Source organism: Stenotrophomonas sp. SrG (assembly GCF_050031795.1).
Lineage (GTDB): Bacteria > Pseudomonadota > Gammaproteobacteria > Xanthomonadales > Xanthomonadaceae > Stenotrophomonas > Stenotrophomonas rhizophila_A.
Window position 1 is genome coordinate 1 of record NZ_JBNBBE010001356.1, and the last position, 235, is coordinate 235.

Genomic DNA, 235 nt, shown 5'->3' on the forward strand with positions numbered 1-235 from the left:
CCGGCGCCTGGCGCAGCAGCGGCCGCGCCTGCCCGCCGAGCAGGCAGTGCCGGGCCCCGGAGCCCTCGCTGCGCAGCGCGTAGAGCACGGTAGCGGCGATGGCGGCTTCGTCTTCGACGACCAGGACGTTGTGCAGGGGGCGGTTCATGCGCGCCGCATAGCCGCTGGGGCCGCCGCCCCGTACACTGCCCCGATGAATTACCGCCACGCCTTCCATGCCGGCAACCACGCCGAT

The 235-nt window shown here is 73.6% G+C and carries 1 pseudogene; it reads right to left on the reverse strand.

Annotated features, from left to right (window positions below):
* Positions 1-148, reverse strand: a pseudogene (locus ACQG3P_RS23825) (two-component system response regulator CreB); the annotation flags it as partial.
* Positions 149-235: the final 87 nt, after the last annotated feature.